Consider the following 21,639-nt stretch of genomic DNA (forward strand, 5'->3'; position numbering starts at 1 on the left):
CCTCGCCCGGGCGACGAAAAACGATCCCTCCGCTCCGGCGATTTCGGGGAAGTCGCTGTGGGATGCGTCACGTTCCAGTTCAATGATCTGACGCGCGTCGGTGCGTCGGCGCGTCGGTGTGACGCGGCGACACGTCCTGCAGGGGGTGCCAGGATGAGTGCTTCCCGGAGTGAGACCACCAACGCCCTCGGTCCCGATGAGCCGGACCGGGGCGACGACCACGGCCCCGGCGGTGCCCCCGGGCCCGAGCCCGGCGGCGACCTGCTCGCCGCGCTCCTCGACGGCATGGACGCCGCGCTGTGCGCGTTCGACGCGGCCGGCACGGTCACCCACTGGAACCGCGAGGCCGAACGGATCCTCGGCTGGAGCGCGCGGGAGGCCGTCGGCCGCCGGGGCTTCGCCGGCTGGGCGGTCCGGGCCGCCGACGCGGACGACATCCAGAGCCGCCTGATGGCCGCGATGGAGGCGCCCGGCCGCCAGGTGCACGAGTTCGCGCTGCTGACCAAGGACGGCGGACGGGTGCTCGTACGGACCCAGTCGGCCGGGGTCCGGGGCGCGGACGGCGAACCGGCCGGCGTGTACTGCGCGTTCAGCGAGGTGCACGCGCAGATCGACCTGGAGCGCGCCATCGCGCTCAGCGAGGCCCTGTTCGAGGACGGCTCGTCGGGCGTCGTCCTGGTGGACGTGGACCTGCGCCCCACGGTCGTCAACGCGTACGCGGCGCGGGCGCTCGGGACCGGCCGCGTCACCCTGCTCGGCCGCCCGCTGGGCGAGCTGATCACGCAGGGCGTGGAGGAGCTGGAGAACGCCCTCCACCACGTCCTCGCGGAGGGCCCGCCCACCTCGCCCGCCGAGCTGTGGGTGACGCTGCGCACCACCGAGGGCGAGCGCCGGCGCTGCTGGCGCAGCGGCTTCCTGCGGCTGGCCTCGCCGCTCGCGGAGGAGCCGGTACCGCTGGGGGTCGCCTGGCTCTTCCAGGACGTGACCGACGCGAAACTGGCCGAACAGGAGGCGGACCGGCTGCGCTTCCGCTGGAACCAGCTGTACCGGGCGGCGCGTACGGCCGCGGAGTGCGAGGACCCGGAGGAGGCGGCGACGGCCCAGCTCGACTTCGCGCTCGCCGGGTTCGCGGAACACGCGCTGGTGGACCTGGTGGTGGACGGGGCGGCGGGGGAGCGGCTGGTCCGGACGGCCGCGTCCCCCGCGAGCGCGCCCGGCCCGGTCGCGGCGGTGGCGGGCGGCGGGTTCCCGGTGCGGTACGCCCCCGGCCACCCCGCGCTCCAGGCGCTCGACCGGATCGGCTCGGTCCGGGCGAGCGGGGAGGGGAACTGGGGCCGCGAGCGCCAGTGGCCCCCCGACGCGCGGCACGCCCTGTGCACGGTCCTGCGCAGCCGGGGCCGCACCCTGGGGGTCCTCACGTTCCTCCGGGGCCCCGGCAGACCGGCGTTCGAACGCCCGGACGCGGTGTACGCGGAGAGCGTGGCGGTACGGGTAGCGGCATCCCTGGACCTGTCCAGAACCCTGTCCTCCAGGACCCCGCCGGGGGCGTAGGGGGTTGCCGGGGCAGAGTGCGGCTGGCGGCTGGCGGCTGGGGGTCCGGGTCCGGTTTTTGTGTACGGGCCGGTGGTGAGCCGGCCGCGCAGTTCCCCGCGCCCCTTGGGGTCCGTTTTTGCCTGCGGGTCGGTGGTGGGCTGGTCGCGCAGTTCCCCGCGCCCCTGGGGGGTCCGTTTTTGCCTGCGGGCCGTGGAGGGTTGCTCGCGCAGTTCCCCGCGCCCCTTGGGGGGCCCGGTCCGGTTTTTGTGTGCGGGTCGGTGGTGGGCCGGCCGCGCAGTTCCCCGCGCCCCTAAGAGCCTGTGGCTGAGCCAACTGTTCCGGTTGCGGGCAACCCCCTAGGGGCGCGGGGAACTGCGCGACCAGCCACCCACGACCCGCAGACGAAGTCCGGCCTTTGAGGGGCGCGGGGAACTGCGCGAGCAACCACCCACGACCCGCAGACGAACCCCTGGCCTGAAGGGGCGCGGGGAACTGCGCGAGCAAGCCACCACCGGGCCGCAGACGAACAACACCGCCCCCCCCGAGCTCCCCGACCCCCTTCAGACGCTGCGCGCCACAACGTCCCCCTGCGCCGTCGTCGCATGAATCCGCAGCCCCGCCCCCACCCCCTCCACGTTCTTCAGCGCATTGTGGATCCGCCCGTACCCCGTCCCCGCGTCCAGCACCGCGGACACCCCCGCCGCCGCGCCGACCGTCACATCGCCGGATTCCGTACGCAGCACCACCGCACCCCGTACCGCCTCGGCGACGCTGATGTCCCCCTTCGCCGTGCTGATCTCGGCCGCGCCGCCCAGCCGCCCGACCGAGATGTCCCCGGCGAGCGTGCTGAGCCGCGCCCCGGCCGTCTCGTCGAGCTTGATCGGGCCGTGGGCGTTCTCCACGGTGACCTCCCCGAGCCGCCCGACGCCCCGGATCTCCGCGCTGGCGGCCTTCGCCTCGACACGGGACCCGGCCGGCAGCTGGACGGTCACCTCGACGGAACCGGACGCCCCGAGGATCTGGTTCTTGACCTCGGTCGTGATCCGCAGCACCCCGTCCGCGTACTCGACAACGGTCTGCTCCGCCGCCTTCACGTCACGCCCCTTGGCCGCGTTGGCCGGCAGCACTTCCACCGTGGTGTCGGCCCGGTCGGCCGCGATGAACCGCACCCGCCCGGCGGGAACGTCCAGGACGGCGGAGATCGGCGCGGCGGTGTCGAACTTCTGCATGATGCCTGTCCTTCGGCTTGTCGTTTCTGATGAAGGAAAAGCTACGTTGCGTTCGAGAAAGCATCAACGGAGGTGTTGCATGCGAAAGGCATAACCGCAGTTCAGAAGCCCTATATCGTTGCAACGGATCTGCATCGAACGCAACAGAACCCCCACAACGCGTTGCAATGAGTCAGAACTGAACGCTATGCTCGGCACCCCGACCACACTCCCCGCCCCCAACCCCCCGACCCCGAGGACCCCCATGCCCGGCGGCAGACTCACCCACCACGAACGCCAGCGCATCGCCCTGGGCCTGGCCGACGACCTCCCCTACGCGGAGATCGCCCGGCGCCTCGACCGCCCCACCTCCACCATCACCCGCGAGGTCATGCGCAACGGCGGCCCCGCCGCCTACCGGGCCGACCTCGCCCACCGCGCCACCGAACACCGCGCCCACCGCCGCAAGCGCACCGCACCCACCACCGCCACCACCCGGGGCGCGCGGGCGCCCGAGCAGGCGCACGGGCGCGACCCCGAGGCCGTACGCGCGTACGAGGAAACCTTCACCACCCTGCTCATGCAGTCCGGTCTGCCCAAGATGATGGCCGGGGTGCTGACCCGCCTCTACACCGCCGACGCGGGCAGCCTCACCGCGGCCGAGCTCGTCCAGCGCCTCCAGGTCAGCCCGGCGTCCGTCTCCAAGGCCATCACGTTCCTCGAAAGCCAGGGGCTGGTCCGCCGCGAACGCGACCAGGGGCGGCGCGAGCGCTATGTCGTCGACGACGACGTCTGGTACCAGTCCATGATCGCCGCCGCCCGCTCCCACGCCCAGCTCGCCGAGACCGCCCGCCAGGGCGTCCAGGTCCTGGGCCGCGACACCCCCGCCGCCACGCGCCTGGAGAACATCGCCCGCTTCGTCGACTTCGTCGGCGAAAGCATCACCCGCGCCGCGGAACAGGCGAGAGAGGTCCTCTACACCAGGCCCGAGTCGCCCCGGGCAGCCGACGCGCCCGAGGCGGGCGAGCCGCCCCAGCCGCCCGGCTCGCCCTAGCTAGTGCCGGAAGAAGATCCGGTCCCCATACTCCGCCAGCACCCGCCCGTTCCACTCGTGGCCCCCGTCCACGTTCCCCGACCGCAGCAGCGGCGGTTCGATGCCGCGCTCCGCGAGGGACTCCGCTGCGGCGGCCATCATCGCCTGCATCAGCGCGCTCGTGACCACCGTCGACGCCGGCGCGAACGGCGCCGGGACCGCCTCGTGGGTGAGTTCCGCGTCGCCGATCGCGATCTTGCTGTCGAGGACGATGTCGCAGTGGTCGCGCAGGAACGTCCCCGAGACGTGCCGCGACTTCGTGCCCTCGGTGTACGCCAGCGACGTGACCCCGATGACCTTCAGCCCCAGCGCCCGCGCGTTCATCGCCATCTCGACCGGCAGCGAGTTGCGCCCGGAGAGCGAGACGACCACCAGGACGTCGCCGGGCTTCGCGGGGCTGGAGTCCAGGACCGCCCCGGCCAGCCCGTCCACCCGCTCCAGCGCCGACCCCAGCGTCGCGGGCGTCACGTCCACCCCGACCGTGCCCGGCACCGCGAGGAGGTTCATCAGGGCGAGGCCCCCCGCCCGGTAGACCACGTCCTGCGCGGCCAGCGAGGAGTGCCCGGCGCCGAAGGCGAACAGCCGGCCGCCCGCCGCCACGGTGTCCGCGATCGCGGTACCGGCGGCGGCGACGTTCCCGCCCTCCTCGTCCCGTACCCGCTGGAGCAGCCCGATGGCGGCGTCGAAGAACTGACCGGCCAGTTTGCTCTCGCTCATCGCCTGGGCCCTTTCCGGGGGAATGCTGGGGGGAATGGGAATAGTCCGTGCCGCCGCACACGTTGCGGTCTGGACCATTGCCGTGTCAATACGCCCGTCATCCGCCCCGCCGCGGTCCGTCGCGGGTGCCGTTCGCGGCCGGGGCACGGTTGTCAGTGCGATGCGTCAGAATTGAGCCAGGGCCAGCGCACGAGTGTTTTCAACATTCACAGCATCGAGGGGCACGTATGTCCGGACTGATCGACACGACGGAGATGTATCTCCGCACCATCCTCGAACTTGAGGAAGAGGGTGTGGTCCCCATGCGCGCCCGGATCGCGGAGCGACTCGACCAGAGCGGGCCGACCGTGAGCCAGACGGTCGCGCGCATGGAGCGCGACGGCCTGGTCCAGGTCGCGGGCGACCGGCATCTGGAGCTCACCGAGGAGGGCCGCCGGCTGGCCACCCGCGTCATGCGCAAGCACCGGCTCGCGGAGTGCCTGCTCGTCGACGTGATCGGCCTGGAGTGGGAGCAGGTGCACGCCGAGGCCTGCCGCTGGGAGCACGTGATGAGCGAGGCGGTGGAGCGCCGCGTGCTGGAGCTGCTGCGCCACCCCACCGAGTCCCCGTACGGGAACCCGATCCCCGGCCTGGAGGAGCTCGGCGAGAAGGCCGAGGCCGACGCCTTCCTGGAGGACGGCATCATCAGCCTCAGCGAGCTCCGGGCGACGGACGACGGCATGACGGTCGTGGTGCGCCGCATCGGCGAGCCGATCCAGACCGACGCCCAGCTGATGTACACCCTGCGCCGCGCGGGCGTGCAGCCCGGCGCGGTCGTCAGCGTGACCCCCTCCCCGGGCGGCGTCCTGGTCGGCAGCAGCGGCGAGGCCGCCGAGCTCGGCGCGGACGTGGCCTCCCACGTCTTCGTGGCCAAGCGGTAAGTCCGGTCTTCCGGAGACGGGCGCCTTCCGCAGACGGGGGCGGTGTCGCGTGGGTGCGCGGCGTCGCCCCCGTTTCCTTTGGGGCACAAGGGAGTTGAGGGAAGGGTCCGGGTACCGTTTCCGCCCGTTCTTTCCGGTCGGATCGGCAGCGGGCGGACGGTTCGCGTGCCACGCTGTCGGGTGAGGCATATGACCTGAAGGGCCCGAAGGAGCCGAAGGGCGCACGGCCCGCGAGGGGAGGGTGGGGACCATGCCGGAAGCCGCATCCCGCCGAGCCGCATCCCGCCGAGCCGCGCCCCGCACGGCACCGCCCCGCACGGCACCGCCCCGCACCGCCCCGCCCGCCTTCGTCCGGTGCGCCTTCGTCCCGTACGCCTACGGCTTCCCGTACGCCTTCGTCCCGTACGGCCGTGCCCCGAGGGACGGCAGAGGGCCCCGACGCCCTGCGGCGCCGGGGCCTGCCCTCCCCGGTGCTGACCCGGAGCCCCGAGCTCTCGGGGTCAGCTCCCTCGGGCCGGCCGGTCTGTCCCACCGTGGCCGCCCGCCTCCCGCAGAAGATCTCCCCTCGGGGCGGCCCGTCAATCCTTGAGAGCGGTCACTCGAACGAGGGGTGTTGCGCGAGAGACGCGAGTTTTCGAATACGGGTTCGATATCCTGCGGTGAACTGACTCCAGAGCGACCGAGAGCTTCGGGGGCCGAAGGGGGTGCCAGGACACATGGTGCGACGCAGCGACGTGACGGGATCCGATGGCGTACGCCTCGCTGCCTGGGAGTTCGCGGACCCGCCCAAGGGCCGCGGGGAGAGCGACCGGGCCGCCCCCGGGGTGTTACTGCTCCACGGACTGATGGGCCGCGCCGCGCACTGGGCGCCCACCGCCCGCTGGCTCGCCGAGGAGCACCGCGCGGTCGCCCTCGACCAGCGCGGCCACGGCCGCAGCGACAAGCCCCCCGAGGGCCCCTTCACCCGCGAGGCCTTCGTGGCGGACGCCGAGGCGGCGATCGAGCAGCTGGGCCTGGCCCCGGTCGCCCTCGTCGGCCACTCCATGGGCGCCCTCACCGCCTGGCAGCTCGCCGCCCGCCGCCCCGACCTGGTCCGGGCCCTGGTCATCTGCGACATGCGCGCCTCGGCGCTCGGCGCGGCCTCCCAGCGGGAGTGGGAGGACTGGTTCACGTCCTGGCCGCTCCCCTTCGCCACGCTCGCGGACGTACGGAAGTGGTTCGGCGAGGACGACCCGTGGGTGGAGCGCCCCAGCCCCGCGCGCGGCGACTTCTTCGCCGAGGTGATGGCCGAGCGCGGGGACGGCTGGCGCCCGGTCTTCTCCCGCCGCCAGATGCTGAGGGCCCGCGAGACCTGGGTCTTCGACGCGCACTGGGAGGAGCTGGCGCAGGTCCGCTGCCCCACCCTGGTGGTCCGGGGCCTCGACGGCGAGCTCGGCCGCGCCGAGGCCCAGGAGATGGTCCGCGTCCTGCCCCAGGGGAGGTACGCGGAGGTGGACGGCGCCGGCCACCTCGTCCACTGCGACCGGCCCGAGGCCTGGCGGGCGGCGGTCGAGCCGTTCCTCCACGAGACGGCCGAACACCCGGTCCCGTCGAGCCCCTGAAGCAGTCGGATCAGCCCCGGCTGACCGCCGCGAGGATCTCCGGCAGCCGCTTCGCGGTGCGCGGGGCGGCCGCCCGCAGGCCGGTGTACGCGACGAGCACCGCGTACACCGCTCCCAGCGGCAGCAGCAGCCACAGCGCGCCGTGCCGGTCCGAGACGTGCAGCCAGACCGTCAGGGCGATCAGCGGCGCGCAGAGCAGCGCGCTGGTGAGCATCCCGCCGAGGATCGCCAGGGACGCGATCCCGCCCTGGCCCGGCGCCACGTTCTTGCGGCTGTCCTGCGGGATCGAGTACGGAAACAGCGCCGAGGCGACCGCGCCCGTGCCCAGCATCGCCCCGAGCAGCGCCAGCGAGAGCCCCAACGCCTGCGGGAACGCGGCCCAGTTGCCGACCAGCGAGGCCGTGACCACCGCGACCAGGAGCGTGTACGGCACGGTCACCAGCGCGATCGCCAGGGCGCGGGCGCGCAGCTCAAGGAAGGCGTCCCGGGGCGTGGAGAGCGTCTGGACGACCATCCAGAACGCCGAGGTGTCCTGCCCGAACTGGTTGGCCATCTGGGCACCCAGCATGAACGCGCCGAACGAGGCGAAGTAGACCGTGCCGTTGCCCTGGAGGGCGTTGACGACCGGGACGATCAGACCGAGGGCGAGCGAGGTGATCCACGCCGCCTTGGTCTTGGGGTCGCGCCAGGCGTACCGCAGGGTGCGCAGCATCACGGTGCCGGTGCGGCCCTCGGGCAGCAGCGCCGCCAGGCCGGGCCGGCCGCCCTGCGCGCGGGCGGAGTCGGCGGGGCGCAGGGTGGAGCTGTCCGGGCTCGTCATCAGCCGGACCAGCGAGCCCTGCCAGACGTACAGCAGGGCCGCCAGCGCCACCGCGGTGAGGAGGAGTTGCGCGGCGGCCCGTCCGTACGCGCCCTCGCTCGTCGCCTCGACCGCGCCGAGCGCCGCGGCGGGCGGCAGCCAGCGCACCACGTCCGCGACCGGGTCCAGGGCGCTCAGACCGCCGGAGTCGCCGAGCTTCTGCACCCCGAAGTTGACGGCCTGGAAGCCGACGGCGATCACCAGACCGCTCAGGACGGCGAGGTCGCGGCCCTTGCGGGAGGTCAGCAGACGGGTGTTGGCGGTCGCCACCGTCCGCGCGAGCGCCACGCACACCAGGATCGCCAGCGGTACGGCGACGACCGCGACCAAGGCCGCCGCCGCGCCGTGCGCCACCGCGAGCGCCGCGCCGAGCGCGAGGCAGAGCGTGAACAGCGGCCCGGTGCCGATCAGGGAGGCCGTCAGCAGCGCCACGATCAACGGGCGCGGACGCAGCGGCAGCATGACCAGCCGGGTCGCGTCCAGCGTCTCGTCGCCGCTGGGGAAGAACAGCGGCATCACCGTCCAGGCGAGCGCGAGGACGGCGGCGACCAGGACGGCCACCGTGCCCGCGTGGGGGTCGCCGCGCAGCGCCACCAGGCCGAGCAGCTGGAGGGCGGCGAAGAGCAGCGCGAGGACGACGGAGGTGATGTAGGCGGCGCGCCGCCCGCCGGACTGGCGCAGGCCGTTCCTGAGCAGCGACAGCTTCAGCCGGACGAAGAGCGGGACGAGAAAGGCCGCGCCCGGGGCGGCGGGAGCCGTGTGCGCGGTGGGGGTGGGGTGCGTGGTGCTCATCGGGCCGCACCGCCGCCGAGCCAGTCGAGGGTGTCGCCGGTGTCGCGGCCGTGGGCGCCCACGAGTTCGAGGAAGGCGCTCTGGAGCGAACTCGCGCTCCCCCGCACCTCCGCGAGCGTCCCCTGCGCGCGGATGCGCCCCGCGGCCATCACCGCGACCCAGTCGCACAGCGACTCCACGAGCTCCATGACGTGGCTGGAGAAGACCACGGTCGCGCCGGAGGCGGTGTAGCGCTCCAGGACGCGGCGGATGGTCGCCGCCGACACCGGGTCGACGCCCTCGAACGGCTCGTCGAGGAAGAGCACTTCGGGGTTGTGCAGCAGCGCCGCCGCAAGCCCGATCTTCTTGCGCATCCCCGTCGAGTAGTCCACGACGAGCTTGTGCTGGGAGCCCGCCAGGTCCAGCACGTCCAGGAGCTGGGTGGCCCGCTTGTCGACCTCGGCGCCGGGCAGCCCGCGCAGCCGGCCGGTGTAGCCGAGCAGTTCGCGGCCGGTGAGGCGCTCGAAGAGCCGCAGGCCCTCGGGCAGCACGCCGATCCTGGACTTCACCGCCACCGGGTCGCGCCACACGTCGTGGCCGCCGATCTCGACGGTGCCCCGGTCGGGGCGGAGCAGGCCGGTCACCATCGACAAGGTGGTGGTCTTGCCCGCCCCGTTCGGCCCGACCAGGCCGATGAACTTGCCCGCCGGCAGCTCCAGATCGATGCCCGCGACGGCGATCTGGTCGCCGAAGCGCTTCCACAGATCGCTGACCCGGACGGCGGGCGGCAACTGCCCCGCCGGTGCCGGTTCCGCCGGAGCGGTGCCGCCGTCGAATGTCTGGTCCGGCATGGTGGTGCGCCTTTCGTCCCCGTCCGTACGTCTGTCCGTACGGCCTCGGGGACAGCCTACGAGCGGCGCCCCCGGGCGGCGGCGGCCTCGCGTCCGCAGGCGTACGCGAGGGGGCTGATCAGCTCTTCCGCGTCCGGCAGCCAGCGGTTGGCGGGGGTGGGGCGGCGGGCCCACTGCACCGCGCCGTGGCCGCCGACCCGGGTGGGGGGCGCCGCCACGTACTCCCCCTCGCCGCGGGTGACCAGGTCGATCGAGGAGGCCGTCCAGCCCAGCGCGCGCACCAGGTCGGGGACCTTCGCGCCGGCTCCGGGCAGCACGAAGAACAGCATCCGGCGGTCCGGGGTGCAGGTGACCGGGCCCAGCGTGAGCTCCATGCGCTCCATACGGGCGAGCGCCAGGAAACCGGCCGACTCGGGGACGTCGATCGCGTCGAAGGTGCGGCCGGTGGGGAGCAGGATCGAGGCCTTCGGCTGCTTCGACCACAGGCGGCGGGCGGCCACCGCGCTCCCCGTGGCCTGGGTCGCCCAGTCCGGCCGGGACGGGTGCGCCCCCGGCGCGGGGCAGGCGGCGTCGCCGCAGGAGCAGTGCTCCACGCCCTCGGCCGCCTCCAGCCAGGTGCCGGGGAACACGTCCCAGTGCCGCTCTTCCGCGTACCGCACCGCGCTGTCGAGGAGCTGGTCACCGCGCTGCTTGGGAATCTGTGCGGCTTCCGTGCCTGTGATGGTCTCTTCCACGCAGGACTCAACTCCCGCCACCACCCCGGGTTACGGGCGCGCGCCAGGCGGCGCAGGAGCATCGATCCTGCATCCGGGGCGCATGGGTGCATGGACGGGGGCGCGCGTGGGGCCGCGCCTCTCGGGGCGGGTAACCACAAGCGGGGGGCCCAGAGAACCGGACAAGGCGCGCGTTCGTTCGACATCACCCGTGACCGTGACATTCATCTGATGAACGGAGCATCGGCGCTTGTCTGTGCTTGTCGGCGCTTGTGTGCGTTTACCTGCGCTTACATGCGCTTACCTGCGCGTATCGAGAAGGTTTGCGCTTTTCTTCGTTCCCTTCGCTTCCTTCGCATTCTCTGCCTTTTCGCAGGGCAGTGATCACAGTAGTGATCAACTGCCGCATCAGGGGGTTCACATGGCAGCCAGGCCGCTAGTCGCCCGCCAGCCCAATGAACGGCTGCAGGCGCTCATCCAGGAAGCCGGGTGCTCCAACGCGGGTCTCGCCCGGCGCGTCAACATGGTCGGGGCCGAGCGCGGGCTCGACCTCCGGTACGACAAGACATCCGTGGCGCGCTGGCTCCGGGGCCAGCAGCCCAGGGGACGGGCGCCGGGCATCATCGCGGAGGCGCTGGGGCGCAAGCTCGGGCGCACGGTGACGATCGACGAGATCGGCATGGCGAACGGCAAGAACCTGGCGTCGGGGGTGGGTCTTCAGTTCTCGCCCACGGTCGTCGGCGCGATCGAGCAGGTCTGCGAGCTGTGGCGCAGCGACGTGGGCCGGCGCGACTTCCTCACCGGCTCCACCGTCGCGGCCTCCGCGCTGGTCGAGCCGAGCCGCGACTGGCTGATCACCGGGGCGGACGCGCAGGTCGCGCGGCACGCCGGGCAGCGGGTCGGGGTCGCGGACGTCGACGCGGTGCGGGCGATGACCGAGGCGCTGGTCGAGCTCGACCACCGGTTCGGCTCCGGGCACGTACGGCCGGTCGTCGTCCACTACCTCAACAGCGTGGTGTCGGGGCTGCTGGCCGGCTCGTACCGGGAGACCGTCGGGCGCCGGCTGTTCGCGGCGGTGGCCCGGCTGACGGAGCTGGCGGGGTACATGGCGGTCGACACGGGCCAGCCCGGTCTCGCCCAGCGCTACTACATCCAGGCGCTGCGGCTCGCCCAGGCGGCCGGGGACCGGGGGTACGGCGGGTACGTCCTGGCCGCCTCCATGAGCCACCTCGCCGCCCAGCTCGGCAATCCGCGCGAGATCGCGCAGTTGGCGCGGGCGGCCCAGGAGGGGGCGCGGGGGCGGGTCACCCCGCGCGCGGAGGCGATGTTCTTCGCGGCGGAGGCGCGCGGGCACGCGCTGCTCGGGGACGCGCGGGCGTGCCAGACGGTGGCGGGGCGGGCGCTGGCCGCGATGGAGGCGGCGTCCTCGGACTCCGGGGACGACCCGTCGTGGATCGCGCACTTCGACCACGCCTACCTCTCCGACGAACTCGCGCACTGCCACCGGGACCTGGGGCAGCCCGAGGCGGCGGCGCGGCGCGCGGAGGAGTCCCTGGCGGGCCACCCCGAGACGCGGGCGCGGCGCCGGGCGATCGGGCTGGTCCTGCTGGCCACGGCGCAGGTGCAGCAGCGGGAGGTGGAGTTGGCTTGTGCGACGGGGACGCGGGCGGTGGAGCTGCTGTCCACGTTGCGGACGAATCGGGGGGCGGACTATCTGGACGATCTTCAGCAGCGGTTGGAGCCGTATGCGGACGAGCCGTCTGTACGAGAGTTCGGAGCGCGCCTGGAACTCCAGGCGGCCTGAGCCCCCGTACGGGCTCGCCCCCCACCCCACCTGGGGCTCCGCCCCGAGCCCCGCTTTCACCTGCGGGCGGTGGAGGGTTGCTCGCGCAGTTCCCCGCGCCCCTGGGCCCGTTTTCGTCTGCGGGCTGTGATGGGCTGGTCGCGCAGTTCCCCGCGCCCCTGAACCCGCGTTCGTCTGCGGGCCGTGGTGGGTTGCTCGCGCAGTTCCCCGCGCCCCTAAACCCGCTTTCGTCTGCGGACCGTGGGTGGCTGGTCGCGCAGTTCCCCGCGCCCCTGAAAGCCTGTGGGTGAGCCAACTGTTCCGGCTGCGGGCAACCCCCTAGGGGCGCGGGGAACTGCGCGCTCAGCCGTCCACCGGCCCGCAGACGAATCCCTGGCACAACAGGGGGCGAGGTCGTCGCGGGCGGTGGGGGAATGGGGGCGGGTCCCCGGGGAGGCGTGGGTCACCCAGGTGGCGTGGCACCTTGGGGGGCCGACCCGGTAGCGTGGCTTGACGATTCCGTAGTCCCACGCGTAGGAGTCCCGGTGACGCAGAGCCGACAGGGTGACGAGCCGCAGCAGCCCGCTGCACGGCCCGCACACGAGGGCGTCGTGCTGCCCGCCGACGGATCCGCCCCCTGGCCGCCCGGCGGCCGGCCGTGGGGGGCCCAGCAGGACGGGTGGGCGCAGCCGCTGCCCCCGGAGAGCGGTGACGCCACCCAGTACATCGCTCCCGTACCGGCGGGCCCCGAGGAGACGCAGTACCTCACCCCGCCCCCGGCGAACGCCACGGACGCCACGCAGTACATCGCGCCCGTCCCCCCGGCACCCCCGGGCGCCTCGGACGCGACGCAGTACATCGCGCCCGTGCCCCCGGGCCCCCCGGGCGCGCTCCCCCCGGAGACCCCGGGCGGCGCCGAGGCCACCCAGTACCTGCCGCCCATACCCGCCGCTCCGCAGGACACCCCGCAGGACACCCCGCAGGACACCCCGTACGGCATACGCCCGGGCGCGGCCGAGGAGCGGCAGCCGCCCGCCGAGTTCGACAGCCTCTTCAGGAACGACGCGGCGCCGCAGGGCCAACACCAGGCCGGCAGCCAGCAGTTGCCCCGGTTCGCCCCGGCCCCGCCCGTCCAGGTCCAGCTCCAGACCCCGCAGGCGCCCCCGCCCGGCCACGCGGGCCCGGCCGCCGCGTACGACCCGTACGACGACGAGCCCCGCCGCCGCTCCCGTCTCGGCGTCATCGCCGCCGTCGGCGTCGGCCTCGCCGTCGTGGGGCTCGGCGCCGGGTACCTGATCAGCGGCACCGGCGGCGGTGGCGGCCCGGAGAAGAACGACAACACGCCCATCGCCGCGACCACGCCGACCACCGGCGGCGACGACGGCAAGGCCGAGACCGACCCCGCCAAGGCGCAGGCCGTCGAGCTCGACAAGCTCCTCGCGGACAGCAACAACAGCCGGGACGCCGTCATCGGCGCGGTCGCCGGTATCCGCGGCTGCGACAAGCTGGACACCGCTGCCTCGACCCTGCGCGACGCGGCCCGCCAGCGCGGCGAGCTGGTCACCCGGCTCCAGAAGATCGCCGTGGACAAGCTGCCCAGCAACGCCCGGCTGACCGCCGAACTCACCAAGGCGTGGCAGGCGTCGGCGTCCGCCGACAACCACTACGCCGCCTGGGCGGACCAGACCGGCAAGGACAAGGGCTGCAAGCACGGCCACGCCCGCCGTACGCCCGAGGCCGCCCAGGGCGACCGCGCCAGCGGGGAGGCCACGCTCGCCAAGAAGCAGGCGGCGGGGCTGTGGAACGCCATCGCGGGCAAGTACGGGCTGACCAAGCGCTCTTCCACCCAGCTCTGACCCCCGCCCGGGGCGCCGGACGGCGACCGCGTGTCGGCCTCAGCCCAGGGCCGACGCGTCCTCCAGCGTCCGGCTCACGTCCGTGAACCCGCGCTGCGCCGCGGTGAGCCGCCCCGCCCTCACCACCTGGAACGTCACCTCGCGGTTGACGATCCGGGGGAAGCCGGGCGCCGCCAGCATGTCCTCGAACTTCCACCGCAGCGTCGGCGTCAGCCCGCCCGTCTCCACGCTGACGCCCCTGTTGAGGGCGCGGACGAGGTCGTGGGCGGCGATGCCGTCCTGGCCGAGCGACTCGACGACCTTCTTCAGGACGGTGTAGGCGATCCAGGTCGTCTGCACTCCCGCGTCCGCCGCGTCGACGGACTCGTCCCGGAACGCCTGCTCCCGGATCACCCGCTTCATCGGCTCCCAGCGCGGATCGCCCGCCTCCGGGTACCAGCCGGTGATGTACGCGCCCTCGAACGGGCCGTCCGCGCCGCCGGTGCGGTCGACCAGCGGCTGCCCGACCGAGCCGAGCACCGAGGCGATCTGTACCTTCTGGCCGTCGTTCTCGACGCGCCGGAAGGAGTCGAAGAACGTCTCCGTGCGGTCGCCCAGGACGGCCGTGACGCACCCCTTGCGGGCACGCTCGGCCGCCGCCTTCCCGCCGACCTTCCGGGGCAGCTCCGGGTCCGCACCGGCCCGGAGAAGCGCCTCCTGGGCCTGCGGGGTGTAGTCGCCCGCGTCCTCGGTGGTGCGGATGTCGGCGGACGGCCTGCGGTGGCCGGCGGTCAGGCCCGAGTTGAGCAGGACGGGCAGGATGTCGCCGGAGACGGTGTCGGGCCGTACCAGCGCGACCTTCTCGCACCACACCGAGAGCTGCTTGCCGGTGCCGGCGAGGAGGGTGGCCTGGCCGCCGTTGACGGGGTAGGAGAGGGCGCTGGTGAACTCCTCGTCGGAGACGCCGTAGCCGCCGATGTACGGGATGCCGGCGGACTCCAGGGGGGCCATGAAGGCGCGGCCGTGCTGGCTGTAGGAGCCGACGACGGCGACCGCGTGCTCCTTCACCGCGCGCCGCGCGCACTCGGCGGCGCCGACGGCGGTGTTCTGCTCGTCGCAGGTGAGGACCTGGAGCTTGTGCCCGTCGATGCCGCCGTGGGCGTTGACCCAGCGGGCGTACGCCTGTGCCATGGACGGCATTCCGGGCATATTGGTCGCACGGGTGTGGTCCGGTGCCCAGGTCATGACCGTGACGGTCTCCCTGGATCCCCCCGTGGTCCCAGGGAGCACGCCACAGCCGGTGACCAGGGCGGCTCCGACCGCCGTACACGCCGCGACCAGCGCGGTCATCGCGGGGTGGAAGGGGCGGGGGGAGGAGGAGCTGCGCCATCCGGTCATGTCCCTGCACAATTCCGCCTCACGGGTAACGGCGGAGTGAGCGTTTCCCAACACAGGGTGACCGGCGGGTGAATTGCCCGGGCTCCCGGGGTCCGGGGGAAGTGCGGCAGGAGGGGAACGTACGATCGGGCGCGTGCAGCAAGGTTCAGCCAGCTCTTCCCGTCGCGGCCGTCGCTCCTCCACCATGGGCGGCATGCCGTTGAATGACATGCCCTGGTGGCGCTGGCGCGCGAACGTGCGGTCCGCGCTGCACATGCTCTCCGACGACGCCTTCCAGCGGGAGGTGTGGCTGGCCGGACGGGAGGGGTACGGGGACATCACCGACGCCGTCTACCGGCTGGTGGAGGACACCTGGCTGGACAACTGGTCGGCCGAGAAGTACGTCGGCACGGTCTTCCGGGACTCCGGCGAGGCCGCGCTGGTGGACGTGGCCGTGCTGCGGGTGCTGCGGATCATGCACCAGGTCGGCGCGGACGCCCCGGTGTCGGCGTTCCTGGCCCACCACGGGTGGCCGGAGGCGGTACGGGCGGCGCGCGAGGCGCACGTACGGCTCGCGGCGAACGACGGGGACGACCCGGACGCGGAGCCGCGCTCGCTGGAGGTCCTGCGGATCCTGACGCGCTCGGCGTAGCCGTCGCGGGCGGGGGGCGGGGCCGTGGGGGTCGCCTGGCGGGGGTCCGCATCCTGGGCCCGGACCCGGGGGCGGGGTCGGTTTGTGGCATCCTGCCTGGATGACTGACCAGTACGTCCTCACGCTCTCCTGCCCGGACAAACAGGGCATCGTGCACGCCGTGTCGAGCTATCTCTTCATCACCGGCTGCAATATCGAGGACAGTCAGCAGTTCGGGGACCGCGACACCGGCCTCTTCTTCATGCGCGTCCACTTCTCGGCCGAGGCGCCGGTGACGGTGGAGAAGCTGCGGGCCAGCTTCGCCGCCGTGGGCGACTCCTTCCAGATGGACTGGCAGATCCACCGCGCCGACGAGCGCATGCGGATCGTGCTGATGGTGTCGAAGTTCGGCCACTGCCTCAACGATCTGCTCTTCCGCTCGAAGATCGGCGCGCTGCCGGTGGAGATCGCGGCGGTGGTCTCCAACCACACGGACTTCGCCGAGCTGGTCGCCTCGTACGGCATCCCCTTCCGACACATCCCGGTGACGAAGGAGACGAAGGCGGCGGCGGAGGCGGAGCTGCTGACGCTGGTGCGGGGGGAGGGCGTCGAGCTGGTCGTGCTCGCCCGCTACATGCAGGTGCTCTCCGACGACCTGTGCAAGCAGCTGAGCGGGCGGATCATCAACATCCACCACTCGTTCCTGCCGAGCTTCAAGGGCGCGAAGCCGTACCACCAGGCGCACGCCCGGGGCGTGAAGCTGATCGGGGCGACGGCGCACTATGTGACGGCGGACCTCGACGAGGGGCCGATCATCGAGCAGGAGGTCGAACGCGTGGGGCACGAGGTCACGCCCGACCAGCTGGTGGCGGTCGGGCGGGATGTGGAGTGCCAGGCGTTGGCGCGGGCGGTGAAGTGGCATGCGGAGCGGAGGATTCTGCTGAACGGCCGCCGCACGGTGGTCTTCGCCTGACCCCACCCGGGGCAACCCCGCGATCCCCTGTGCCCGTTCGGGCGATTTTCCCGGCTGCGGTGGTGCGTGCGGCTCCTCGCGCAGTTCCCCGCGCCCCTATTCGGCCGGTTGTTTGTCTGCGGACGGGCGGGGGCTGGTCGCGCAGTTCCCCGCGCCCCTTCTCGGCCCGGTGTTTGACTGCGGGCCGGTGGGGGTTGCTCGCGCAGTTCCCCGCGCCCCTGGTGGGGTCAGGGTCTGTCTGCATCTGCGGGCCGGTGGGGGCTGGTCGCGCAGTTCCCCGCGCCCCTGGGGGGCCTGGTGTTTGTCTGCGTGTGCGGACGGGTGGTGGGTTGCTCGCGCAGTTCCCCGCGCCCCTGGGGGGCTGGGCTGAGCCGACTGTTCTGGGTGCGGGGGGTTTCCTCAGGGGCGCGGGGAACTGCGCGACCAGCCCACCACGGCCCGCAGGCGAAAGCGGGTGGGGCCGCAGGCCCCCTCTGAGGGGCGCGGGGAACTGCGCGAGCAAGCCAGCACGGTCCGCAGACGAAGACGGGGTGGGGCCGTAGGCCCCTTTTGAGGGGCGCGGGGAACTGCGCGACCAGCCCCCACCGGCCCGCAGGCGAACCCGGGCCAGAAAGGGGCGCGGGGAACTGCGCGAGTGACCCCCACCTACCCGCAGGCGAACCCCGGGCAGAACCGGCGCGCTGGCGACAGCCGGTCCCGGGGGTTACAGGCGGCTCAGGGACGCTGTTGCCAGGAGGACGTCTCTGATTGCCTCGCGGTCTCCCAGGCGCCCCGCCGCCGCATCCTCCGGCGGCACATGCCCCGCCGCCAGGCGGCAGAACTCGACGCCGTCCAGGGCGATATGGGCCACCTCGTGGTCGGGCGAGCCGAGCGCCGCAGGGGAGTCCAGCGCGATGTACCAGTCACCGCCACCCGCCCCCTCGATCTCCAGCCGGAGCGACCGCCCGGGCGAGCCCGCCGTGACGAGGCGGGCCGGGGGCGGTGCGAGGCCCGCGCGCCGACGGGCCGCCAGCGCCTCCGGCAGGATCCGCGCCGCGAGGTCGATCATGCGGTGGAGATGGGCGCCCGACGGCGGCTCGTACGGATAGTCGACCGCGTCCGCGATGTCCCCGGCGTGGATCCAGCACTCGAAGGCCCGGTCGAGCAGCGCGTCCTGGAGGGGAAGCGCGAAGTCGCCGTAGGGGACGGCGAGTTCGGCCGCGCCCCGCCCCGCGAACGACACCGTACGGATCAGCGTGTGCGTCTGCTCGCGCCACGGCTCCCGTACCGCCCGCGTCAGCGGAAACCGCGTCGAGGTCCAGAACGCCTCCGTACGGGCCGTCGGCCCGGCCGGCAGTCCCGTCGGCAGGCCCGTGCCCGCCGGGTCGTCCAGGCCGAGGGCGGCGGCCACCAGGCCGTCCACCGCCATCAGATGGCCGATCACGCCCGCCACCGTGGTCCTGCGGTTCATCTTCCGCTCCTGCTCGAACCACTTCAGCCGCACCGGAGCGTGCCACTCCGCGTCGCCGAAGTCATTGAGCAGCGCGTCCAGCCGGGCGGCCTCCGCGTCGTACGCGGACGCCCAGACGGGTACGGGGATGCGCGCGGGGCGGCGGCCCAGGCAGTTCTCCAGGACCCGGGACCGCAGCAGCGGGTCCAGGTCCAGGCTGCGGTCGGTGTGCAGCAGTCCCACCGCGTCCCGCAGCCGCAGCGCCTCGTCGGCGCAGGGCGCGCACTCGGTGAGATGTGCCTCCACGGCCTCGGTCTCCTCCGCCGAGCACGCGGTCAGCGCCCACGCCCCGAGCAGTGATTTCAGTATGGCGTGCGTACGGACCACGGGTTCGGACGCGGGCCCGGGCGCCGGGGCCGGTGACGGCAGGCGTTCGATGTCGTCCGCCGCCCGCCGTGGTGGCGGTATGCGCGGCGTGCCGTTCTCGTCGTCGGGGAGGGCCGGCCCCTGCTCGGCGGGCCCGTTCACAGCGCCCGTCCGTAGCCGGGCGGCGAGGAGCCCTCCGCCGGGCGGGTGTTCGCCGTGGACAGCAGCTGGAGCCCCAGCCGCAGCCGGCGCCGTGCCTCGTCCTCGCTGATGGCGAGGTCGGCGGCGGCCTGCCGGTAGTCGCGGCGCTGGTGGTACGCCAGCTCAAGGGCCTGCCGCAGCGGCGCGGGCATCGACGTCACGATGTAGTCGGCGCGGGCGGCGGCCGTGGCCCGCAGCACCTTGGCCTCCAGCTCCTCGGCGGAGCCGCCGTGCCGCGCGTACTGCGCCGCCTCGGCCTGGCGCAGCCGCAGTACGGCCTGGCGCTGGGCGAGTTTGGCGACCCAGGAGCGCATGGAGCCCTGCTTGGGGTCGTACGCGTCCGGGTTCTCCCAGACGTACCCGAACACCTCGCGGGTGATCTGGTCGGCGGCGGCGTCCTCGCCGAGCACGCGGTGGGCGAGGCTGTGGACGAGCGAGGCGAACCGGTCGTACAGCTCGCCGAGCGCGGCCGCCTCGCCGCGCGCCAGGCGCTGCTGCATCCTGCGGTCCCAGCGAGGTGGTGCGTCCTTCGCCATGCGGCTCCCCAACCGTCTGTGCGTGTACCGTTATGCGTTCTCTGTGACCTATGCGTCTTTTGTCCGCGCCCCTGTGTATGCGTGTCTCCTCGAATGTAGTGCGCCCGGCCGAGGAGGAGCGCTCGTTTACGGCAAGTGCGCCCCCGAAGGGGCAGGTCGTGGTAGGGGCGAGGTGGTTTCGCGCGGTGCGGTCCGGGAAGGCGCCGGGCACGGGCGGGGGCCGACGGCACAGAGAGGTACCGGACGCGTGACGCTGATCGTGAACGAGGCCGAGCAGGGCGGATGGGCCGTGGTGTGCGTCCGCGGGGAACTGGACCTGGTGACGGCGCCGCAGGTGAGGCGCGTGGTGCACGACGTGGTCGCGGCGGGCCGGCACGATCTGGTGCTCGATCTGTCCGAAGTGCTCTTCTGCGACTCCAGCGGCGTGGGCGTACTGATCGCCAGCCGCCGCCTGATCCGTTCCTGCCGGGGCAGGCTCCGCCTGATCCTCCCGGCCCGGGGCGCGGAGGACGGATCGCACGTGAACCGGGTGCTGGCGGCCCTCGGGGTGCGACGGCTCTTCGACGTGTACGGGGACGTGGCGACGGCGGCACGGGAAGAGGCGGAGCCCCTCTCGGCCTAGGACGTCAGGCGCCGCCCCCGAACCTCTCCCGCAGCCGGTACTTCAGCACCTTCCGCAGCGTCTCGTTGCGCGGCAGCGCCTCCACCACCTCCAGCCGCTCCGGCAGCTTGTGCACGGACAGGCCCCGCTCGCGCAGATGCCCCGTGACCTCCGCCAGGGTCAACACCGGCGCCCCCGGCGGCTGTTCGACCACCGCGCAGACCAGCTCCCCGCGCTCCGCGTCCGGCAGTCCGACCACCGCCGCGTCTCCCACCCCGGGGTGCTGGTGCAGCAGGTCCTCGATCTCCTTCGCGGAGATGTTCTCGCCCTTGCGGATGATGATGTCCTTGAGCCGCCCGGTCAGCACCAGATGCCCGCTCTCCTTCACGAACCCCAGGTCGCCGGTGCGCAGGAACCCGTCCTCGTCGAAGGCGGCGGCGGTCTGCGCGGAATCGAGGTACCCCTGGCACACGGCCTCCCCGCGCAGCCGCACCTCCCCGTCCACGATCCGTATCTCCATCCCCTCGGGCGGCCGTCCCTCCGTCGTCGCCAGGTTCTCGTCCGTGTCGTCCGGGTCGCCCATCGTGATCATCGGGACCTCGGTCATGCCGTAGCCGTGGGTGAGCCGCACCCCCATCTCGCGGACGACCGCGCGGTGGACCTCCGGCGGCTTGGGGGCCCCGCCGCCCGCGAGCAGCCGCAGCGAGGGGATGACCTTCTCGCCCGGGTGCCGGCGCTGCTCGGCCAGGAACATCGAGTAGAACGCGGTCGACCCGCCCGCCACGGTCACCCCGTGCTCGCGGTACGCCTCCAGCGCCTCCGGCAGCGCGAAGTGCTCGAACATGACCGCGGGGAAGCCGTACAGGAGCAGCATCACGGTGTAGTCCGGCCCGCCGATGTGGGCGTACGGGAACGCGATCGAGCCCACGTCGTCGGCGGTCAGGTGCAGCGCGTGCGCCAGGCACGAGCCGCCCGCGATCAGTGAGCGGTCGGTGTGCAGGACGCCCTTGGGGTCGGAGGTGGTGCCGGAGGTCCAGTAGATCCAGCGGACGGCGGTGCCGTCGGAGGGCGGGGGCGGAAGGACGGCCGGATCGCCGTCGGGGAGCGTCCCGTACGCCTCGAAGACGCCCCGCGCGCCGAGCCGGGCCGCCATCACCCCGTGGTCGAAGCCGCGCCAGACCCCGGGCACGGCGAAGAACTCCGCGCCCGACTCCCGCAGCGCGAAGCCCACTTCGCGGTCGCGGTAGAAGGGGATGACGGGGGACTGGACGGCTCCGAGGCGGGCCAGGGCGAAGGAGAGGAGCGCGGTCTCGATCCGGGTCGGCAGCTGCCAGGCGACCACGGTGCCGGGGCGCACGCCCATGCCGTACAGGCCCGCCGCCACCCGCTCGGCCCGGTCGCGCAGCCCGCCGAAGGTGAGGGCGCGGTCGTCCTGGAGCAGGACGGGCCGGTCGGGGGTGAGGGCGGCGCGCCGGGCGACCAGTTCCCAGAGGGTGTGCGAGGCGCCGAGTGCGCGTGCGGTGTCGTTCACGTCGACCCCCAGGGAGCAACCGTAGCTGACGGTTAGTCAGATCTTGCCAGGAGCGTAGGGGTGCACCGCCTTGTCGGTCCAGGGGTGCGCGGCTAGCCTGCTTTCTGACG

General features: G+C 73.3%; 19 protein-coding genes. 9 read left to right on the top strand and 10 right to left on the bottom strand.

Translation table 11 applies throughout. The features are described from left to right. Window positions 1–153 precede the first annotated feature (153 nt). Window positions 154–1,551, top strand: coding sequence for a PAS domain-containing protein (locus tag AC069K_RS20395; RefSeq protein WP_478618177.1), 1,398 nt, complete (start codon window positions 154–156; stop codon window positions 1,549–1,551). 542 nt (window positions 1,552–2,093) lie between these two features. Here AC069K_RS20395 and AC069K_RS20400 read toward each other — a convergent pair. Beyond that, a complete protein-coding gene (locus tag AC069K_RS20400; RefSeq protein WP_478618180.1) occupies window positions 2,094–2,762 on the bottom strand; it encodes a DUF4097 family beta strand repeat-containing protein in 669 nt (222 codons plus the stop codon). 244 nt (window positions 2,763–3,006) lie between these two features. Between AC069K_RS20400 and AC069K_RS20405 the strand changes: the two genes are divergently transcribed. After that, a complete protein-coding gene (locus AC069K_RS20405; protein WP_478618183.1) occupies window positions 3,007–3,795 on the top strand; it encodes a GbsR/MarR family transcriptional regulator in 789 nt (262 codons plus the stop codon). Here AC069K_RS20405 and AC069K_RS20410 read toward each other — a convergent pair whose 3' ends face one another. Beyond that, window positions 3,796–4,551 carry an SIS domain-containing protein gene (locus AC069K_RS20410; protein WP_358833823.1) on the bottom strand — a complete coding sequence of 252 codons (756 nt, stop codon included), beginning with the start codon at window positions 4,549–4,551 and terminating at the stop codon, window positions 3,796–3,798. A gap of 227 nt (window positions 4,552–4,778) precedes the next feature. On the opposite strand from AC069K_RS20410, the gene AC069K_RS20415 reads away from it, so the two are divergent. Further along, a complete protein-coding gene (locus AC069K_RS20415) occupies window positions 4,779–5,471 on the top strand; it encodes an iron-dependent transcriptional repressor DtxR (protein WP_358833824.1) in 693 nt (230 codons plus the stop codon). A gap of 716 nt (window positions 5,472–6,187) precedes the next feature. Beyond that, window positions 6,188–7,072, top strand: a complete 885-nt coding sequence (locus AC069K_RS20420; RefSeq protein ID WP_478618188.1) for an alpha/beta fold hydrolase — start codon at window positions 6,188–6,190, stop codon at window positions 7,070–7,072. Window positions 7,073–7,082: 10 nt separating this feature from the next. On the opposite strand, the gene AC069K_RS20425 is transcribed toward AC069K_RS20420, so the two are convergent. The 4 genes from AC069K_RS20425 to AC069K_RS20440 form a co-directional block, all read right to left on the bottom strand. After that, the gene (locus AC069K_RS20425) at window positions 7,083–8,723 is read right to left on the bottom strand and encodes a transporter (RefSeq protein ID WP_478618191.1); all 1,641 of its coding nucleotides are present in this window, start codon (window positions 8,721–8,723) and stop codon (window positions 7,083–7,085) included. After that, entirely contained in the window at window positions 8,720–9,553 is an 834-nt protein-coding gene (locus AC069K_RS20430) for an ABC transporter ATP-binding protein (protein ID WP_365100194.1), read from the bottom strand. Before AC069K_RS20430 ends, AC069K_RS20425 begins: the two co-directional genes overlap by 4 nt. Before the next feature lie 56 nt (window positions 9,554–9,609). After that, window positions 9,610–10,287: a bifunctional DNA primase/polymerase gene (locus tag AC069K_RS20435; protein WP_365100195.1), complete on the bottom strand. Its 678-nt coding sequence runs from the start codon at window positions 10,285–10,287 to the stop codon at window positions 9,610–9,612. Between the two features lie 269 nt (window positions 10,288–10,556). After that, window positions 10,557–10,694, bottom strand: coding sequence for a zinc-finger domain-containing protein (locus tag AC069K_RS20440; protein ID WP_478618730.1), 138 nt, complete (start codon window positions 10,692–10,694; stop codon window positions 10,557–10,559). Between AC069K_RS20440 and AC069K_RS20445 the strand changes: the two genes are divergently transcribed. Next, complete coding sequence (locus AC069K_RS20445) at window positions 10,688–12,070, top strand: NsdA family TPR-like regulatory protein (RefSeq protein WP_365100197.1); 1,383 nt, start codon at window positions 10,688–10,690, stop codon at window positions 12,068–12,070. The two genes, AC069K_RS20440 and AC069K_RS20445, sit on opposite strands and share 7 nt — an antisense overlap. A 524-nt stretch (window positions 12,071–12,594) precedes the next feature. Next, the gene (locus AC069K_RS20450) at window positions 12,595–13,905 is read left to right on the top strand and encodes a hypothetical protein (protein ID WP_478618196.1); all 1,311 of its coding nucleotides are present in this window, start codon (window positions 12,595–12,597) and stop codon (window positions 13,903–13,905) included. 39 nt (window positions 13,906–13,944) lie between these two features. Here AC069K_RS20450 and AC069K_RS20455 read toward each other — a convergent pair whose 3' ends face one another. Continuing rightward, on the bottom strand, window positions 13,945–15,282 hold the full coding sequence (locus tag AC069K_RS20455) for an ABC transporter substrate-binding protein (protein WP_365100201.1): 1,338 nt from the start codon (window positions 15,280–15,282) through the stop codon (window positions 13,945–13,947). Between the two features lie 184 nt (window positions 15,283–15,466). On the opposite strand from AC069K_RS20455, the gene AC069K_RS20460 reads away from it, so the two are divergent. Next, window positions 15,467–15,913 (top strand): SCO4402 family protein, encoded by a 447-nt coding sequence (locus AC069K_RS20460; RefSeq protein WP_365100307.1) that lies wholly within the window; start codon window positions 15,467–15,469, stop codon window positions 15,911–15,913. Between the two features lie 100 nt (window positions 15,914–16,013). Further along, window positions 16,014–16,865 (top strand): formyltetrahydrofolate deformylase, encoded by an 852-nt coding sequence (gene purU / locus AC069K_RS20465; RefSeq protein ID WP_478618200.1) that lies wholly within the window; start codon window positions 16,014–16,016, stop codon window positions 16,863–16,865. 703 nt (window positions 16,866–17,568) lie between these two features. On the opposite strand, the gene AC069K_RS20470 is transcribed toward purU, so the two are convergent. Together AC069K_RS20470 and AC069K_RS20475 are read right to left on the bottom strand one after the other, a co-directional pair. Next, window positions 17,569–18,822 carry a zf-HC2 domain-containing protein gene (locus tag AC069K_RS20470; protein ID WP_478618203.1) on the bottom strand — a complete coding sequence of 418 codons (1,254 nt, stop codon included), beginning with the start codon at window positions 18,820–18,822 and terminating at the stop codon, window positions 17,569–17,571. Then, the gene (locus AC069K_RS20475) at window positions 18,819–19,397 is read right to left on the bottom strand and encodes a sigma-70 family RNA polymerase sigma factor (protein WP_358833834.1); all 579 of its coding nucleotides are present in this window, start codon (window positions 19,395–19,397) and stop codon (window positions 18,819–18,821) included. The genes AC069K_RS20470 and AC069K_RS20475 overlap by 4 nt, the downstream gene beginning before the upstream one ends. 247 nt (window positions 19,398–19,644) lie before the next feature. Between AC069K_RS20475 and AC069K_RS20480 the strand changes: the two genes are divergently transcribed. Further along, complete coding sequence (locus tag AC069K_RS20480; RefSeq protein ID WP_365100205.1) at window positions 19,645–20,019, top strand: STAS domain-containing protein; 375 nt, start codon at window positions 19,645–19,647, stop codon at window positions 20,017–20,019. Between the two features lie 4 nt (window positions 20,020–20,023). On the opposite strand, the gene AC069K_RS20485 is transcribed toward AC069K_RS20480, so the two are convergent. Next, window positions 20,024–21,529: a class I adenylate-forming enzyme family protein gene (locus AC069K_RS20485; protein ID WP_478618208.1), complete on the bottom strand. Its 1,506-nt coding sequence runs from the start codon at window positions 21,527–21,529 to the stop codon at window positions 20,024–20,026. Window positions 21,530–21,639: the final 110 nt, after the last annotated feature.

Source organism: Streptomyces sp. NPDC043908 (assembly GCF_056435525.1).